The sequence below is a fragment of the Sphingomonas bacterium genome (assembly GCF_903644055.1).
Taxonomy (GTDB): domain Bacteria; phylum Pseudomonadota; class Alphaproteobacteria; order Sphingomonadales; family Sphingomonadaceae; genus Sphingomonas_I.
This window is the reverse complement of the sequence record NZ_CAHJXD010000190.1, coordinates 1-4,211: the sequence shown is the minus strand read 5'-3', so window position 1 is coordinate 4,211 and position 4,211 is coordinate 1. Positions and strand designations below refer to the sequence as shown.

Here is a 4,211-nt window from a genome sequence, read left to right as displayed (position 1 = left end):
GATCGACGAACACGCAGGTGAGCTGGTCGCCGATCGCTTCGTGGATCAGCACCGCCGCCACCGCCGAATCGACCCCGCCGGACAAGCCGCAGATCACCTTGCCGTCACCGACCTGCGCGCGGATCTCGGCGATCTTGGCGGAGCGGAACTCGGCCATCGTCCAATCGCCCGAAAGCCCGCAGACGTGGCGCGCGAAATTGGCGATCAGCCTGCCGCCGTCGGGGGTGTGGACGACCTCGGGATGGAACTGGACGCCGTAGAAGCGGCGCGCCTCGTCCGAGGTGATCGCGAAGGGCGCGCCGTCCGAAACCGCGATCGGCGCGAAGCCCTGCGGCAGGCGCGTCACCTTGTCGCCGTGGCTCATCCACACCTGATGGCGCTCGCCGGTGGTCCAGAGCCCGTCGAACAGCCGCGAGGCCTGCGTCACCTCCACGAAGGCCCGGCCGAACTCGCCGCCCTCACCGGAAACGACGACCTCGCCGCCCAGTTGCTGGCACATCGTCTGCTGGCCGTAGCAGATGCCAAGGATCGGCAGGCCGGCCTCGAAGAAGCACTGCGGCGCGCGCGGGCTTTGCGCTTCGGTGACCGAGGCGGGGCCGCCCGAGAGGATGATGCCGGCGGGCTTGAGCCGATCGAAGGCGGCGGCGGCGGCGTTGAACGGCGCGATCTCGCTATAGACGCCCGCCTCGCGCACGCGGCGCGCGATCAGCTGCGTCACCTGGCTGCCGAAATCGACGATCAGGATGCAATCGGAGGGCGCCACGCTCATGGGCGGCCGATAATGGCGCTTTTCCGGCCTGTCCAGCGGCGGTGTAACCGCTTGCTTTACCACCGGATTCTCCTTGGACGAAGCCGTGACGGAGCGGACGTCCCCCGGCAGTGGAGGATCGAGCGGGCGGCGCCCCCCCCAACTCCACCCCGCGCGGTTTCGCATGCCCCATTGAAGGGCGCGCCATTGCGGCTAAGCTGATCCCCGTATTTCAGGGGGTCGCCACAGTTCATGAACCGCTTTCTGCTCGGCCCGCTGGGCATCCTGCTGATCCTTGCCATCGCGGTGCTGCTGTCGAGCGATCGGCGCGCGATTCGGCTGCGCGTGGTGGGCGCGGCGTTCGCGTTGCAGGTCGGCATCGCGATCATGGTGCTTTACGTGCCGTGGGGACGCGCGGCGATCGGCTGGCTGGCGGGCGGGGTCGCCGACCTGCTCGGCTATGCGCAGGCGGGGACCGACTTCATCTTCGGGCCGCTCGCCGATCCCAGCATCGGCGGCCATGCCTTCGCGCTGGCGGCGCTGCCGGTGATCATCTTCTTCGCGGCGCTGGTTTCGATCCTCTATTATCTCAACGTCATGCAGGCGGTCGTGCGCTGGGTGGGGGGGGCGATCGAGAGCGTCGTCGGCGTCTCCAAGGTGGAGTCGCTGTGCGCGGCGGCGAACATCTTCGTCGGCCAGAGCGAATCGCCGCTGGTGATCCGCCCCTATCTCGCCGGGCTCGCGCCGAGCCAATTGTTCGCGGTGATGACCAGCGGCATGGCGGGCGTCGCGGGGACGATCCTCGCGGCCTATGCGGCGATGGGCATCCGCATCGATTATCTGCTCGCGGCGAGCTTCATGTCGGCGCCGGCGGGGCTGCTGATGGCCAAGCTGATGATGCCCGATCCGCCGGGCGAGGTGCCCTCCGACCATCCCGCGAGCGAGGACGAAGGCATCGCCGTCGCCGAGCAGCAGGGCGACGAGGAGAAGCCCGCCAACATCATCATGGCGGCGGCGCAGGGCGCGCAACTGGGCGTCAGGCTGGCGGTGGCGGTGGGCGCGATGGTGCTGGCGTTCGTCGCGCTGGTGGCGCTCGCCAACGGCCTGCTCGCGGGCGTCGGCGGCTGGTTCGGGATCAGGGATCTCAGCTTCCAGCAACTGCTCGGCTATGTCTTCGCGCCGCTGATGTACCTGCTCAACGTGCCGTGGAGCGAGGCGGGAGCGGCGGGCGGGCTGTTCGGCGAGAAGATCGTGCTCAACGAATTCGTCGCCTATATCCACCTCGGCAAGATCGCCGCGACGCTGAGCGCGCACACCCAGGCGGTCATTACCTTCGCGCTGTGCGGCTTCGCCAATTTCAGCTCGATCGCGATCCAGATGGCGGTGACGGGCAACCTCGCCCCCAACCAGCGCCCGATGATCGCCAAGCTCGGCGTCCGCGCGCTGATCGCGGGGAGCCTGGCCAACCTGATGTCGGCGGCGCTCGCCGGGATGCTGGTGCTCTGAGAGTCGGTTCGGCGGCGCCGACCCGGCTCTGCGAGCCTGTTATCCGGCGACGATCTTGCTGAGCGAGAATTCCGTGGGACTGATCGAGATCAACCGCGCGACAAAGCCCATCTCGCGTTCGAGATTGATCGCGGCATGCTCGTCCCCCGTCTCGAACGACGTAACCTCCCGCAGGCCGTGCGCCGTGGCGTAGGCGAGCGTATGTTCGAGCAGGGTCCAGGCGATGCCGCGCGCCTTCCATTCGGCGTGCACGGAAAGCGCGACCTCGGCGCTCGACCCGTCGGCCGAATCGGCGAGCGTGCTGACGGCAACCGCGATGCCGCCGGATTCATGAGCGATGAAGCTGATGCCGGTATCGGGATCGCTATCGATCAAGGGGCCGAGCTCGGCGGCGCCGATCCGCCGGGCGGTATCTCCGAAGCGGAAGCGGACATCCTCGGCGGAGACATTGCGAAACAAGGCGATGAGCGTGCCGAGATCGGCGGGCGTCGTCGGCCGTATGCTGAGCGCCACCCCGCCCCGCGTAACGCCTTCGCCGACCAGAGCGGCGGCGACCGCATCGGGCGAGATCGCGGGCTTCGGCGGCGCCTGATCCTGTGCGGGAAGCGGGCCACGCGCGAGCGCCAGCATCTTTCGATCGAGCGAATCGGCCTTGCCTTCATAGGCGCTTTCGAGCTGACGATGCGCCAGCCGCGCACCGCCATCGGCGGCGGCGAGCATCGCGGCGTGGGACTGGCGCGCGCGGCGCATGAAATAGACCTTCTCGGCGGCGAAAGGCATGGCGGACTCCTCGTTAGAGCGGGAGCCCAAAGCCTCTCTCAGCCGCGACATGCTCTCGAACGAGAAGAAGCGGTACGCTCTATATAGGAACGGCGGGCCCCGATTTCATCGTCAGGCATGGCTGGAGCGGTGTTCGCACCGGCGGATGTGCCCTCTGCTTCGAAATACTTCAGCGCCCGAACCAGTGCTTCGCGGCGAACCAGCCGAGCAGCGCCGCCGCCAGCCCGGTGCACAGCGCGCAGACCGCGCCGAACGCCCAGGGCTCCTTGGCGAACGGAATGCCCTCGACGTTCATCCCGAGCAGCCCGGTGAGGAAGGTCAGTGGCAGGAAGACGAGCGCGACGATCGACAGCCACAGCGCGCGATTTTCGATCAGCTCGGCGCGGAGATCGGTGAGCTGTTCGTGGATCAGCGCCGAGCGCTCGCGCACCGCCTCCAGCTCCTCGGCCATCCGCGCGAAGCGATCGGCGGCCTCGCGTAGGTGCAGGCGATCGCCCTCCTCCAGCCAGTCGGCCTCCAGCGTCGACAGGCGGGCCAGCGCCTCGCGCTGCGGCACGACGAAGCGGCGATAGATAATCGCATCCGATCGCGCGCCGGCGATCCTGCGGCGCGTCTCGTAGGCCTGCCTGGGATCGAGCGCGGTCTCGCAATCGTCGACGAGATCGCCGAGATCGGTGATCACCGGATCGATCTTCCTGGTGATCGCGGTGGCGAGCGCCGAGACCAGATCGCCGGGATCGCTGATGCCGCCGTCGCGCATCCGCGCCGTCAGCTCGTCGAGCCCGTCGAGCGGGCGGAAGCTCACGGTGATCGCGCGCCCCGCCTCCACCCAGCAGCGGATCGAGACGAGCTTGTCGCCCTCGCCGCCCCCGATCGTGGGCCCGCGCAGGTTGACGAGCGCGCCCTGGCCGGTCGGCTCGGTGCGCGGGCGCGTCTCGATCGCGGTGAGCGCGTGGAAGACGGTCTCGGGCAGATCGCCATGCTCGCGCAGCCAGCCGAGCATATCCTCGGCATTGCCGTCGAGATGGACCCAGACGAAACCGCCGGCGGCGCGCTCGCGGCAACCCTCGGCGGGATCGACGTCGTGGCCCTTGCCGTCGGCTCCCAGCGCGATCGCGAAGCCCGTCACTTCCGCCATAGCAGCTCCACCGACAGGCCCGGCGGCGGCGACGCGGGC

The 4,211-nt window shown here is 68.9% G+C and carries 4 protein-coding genes; 1 reads left to right on the top strand and 3 read right to left on the bottom strand.

Annotated features, from left to right (window positions below; genetic code table 11):
* On the bottom strand, nt 1-769 hold a 769-nt coding region (gene guaA / locus HUU94_RS08280; RefSeq protein WP_174274613.1), incomplete at its 3' end, for a glutamine-hydrolyzing GMP synthase.
* A gap of 231 nt (nt 770-1,000) precedes the next feature.
* Between guaA and HUU94_RS08275 the strand changes: the two genes are divergently transcribed.
* Nucleotides 1,001-2,254 carry a NupC/NupG family nucleoside CNT transporter gene (locus tag HUU94_RS08275; RefSeq protein ID WP_174274612.1) on the top strand — a complete coding sequence of 418 codons (1,254 nt, stop codon included), beginning with the start codon at nt 1,001-1,003 and terminating at the stop codon, nt 2,252-2,254.
* A 39-nt stretch (nt 2,255-2,293) separates the two neighbouring features.
* On the opposite strand, the gene HUU94_RS08270 is transcribed toward HUU94_RS08275, so the two are convergent.
* Together HUU94_RS08270 and HUU94_RS08265 are read right to left on the bottom strand one after the other, a co-directional pair.
* Nucleotides 2,294-3,034, bottom strand: a complete 741-nt coding sequence (locus HUU94_RS08270) for a GNAT family N-acetyltransferase (RefSeq protein WP_174274611.1) — start codon at nt 3,032-3,034, stop codon at nt 2,294-2,296.
* A 169-nt stretch (nt 3,035-3,203) separates the two neighbouring features.
* Nucleotides 3,204-4,172: a zinc transporter ZntB gene (locus tag HUU94_RS08265; RefSeq protein ID WP_174274610.1), complete on the bottom strand. Its 969-nt coding sequence runs from the start codon at nt 4,170-4,172 to the stop codon at nt 3,204-3,206.
* Nucleotides 4,173-4,211: the final 39 nt, after the last annotated feature.

Bases quoted from the DNA above. Each gene is read 5' to 3' on its own strand.
- HUU94_RS08275 (WP_174274612.1), top strand. From the start codon at position 1,001: ATGAACCGCTTTCTGCTCGGCCCGCTGGGCATCCTGCTGATCCTTGCC.
- HUU94_RS08265 (WP_174274610.1), bottom strand. From the start codon at position 4,172: ATGGCGGAAGTGACGGGCTTCGCGATCGCGCTGGGAGCCGACGGCAAG.
- HUU94_RS08270 (WP_174274611.1), bottom strand. From the start codon at position 3,034: ATGCCTTTCGCCGCCGAGAAGGTCTATTTCATGCGCCGCGCGCGCCAG.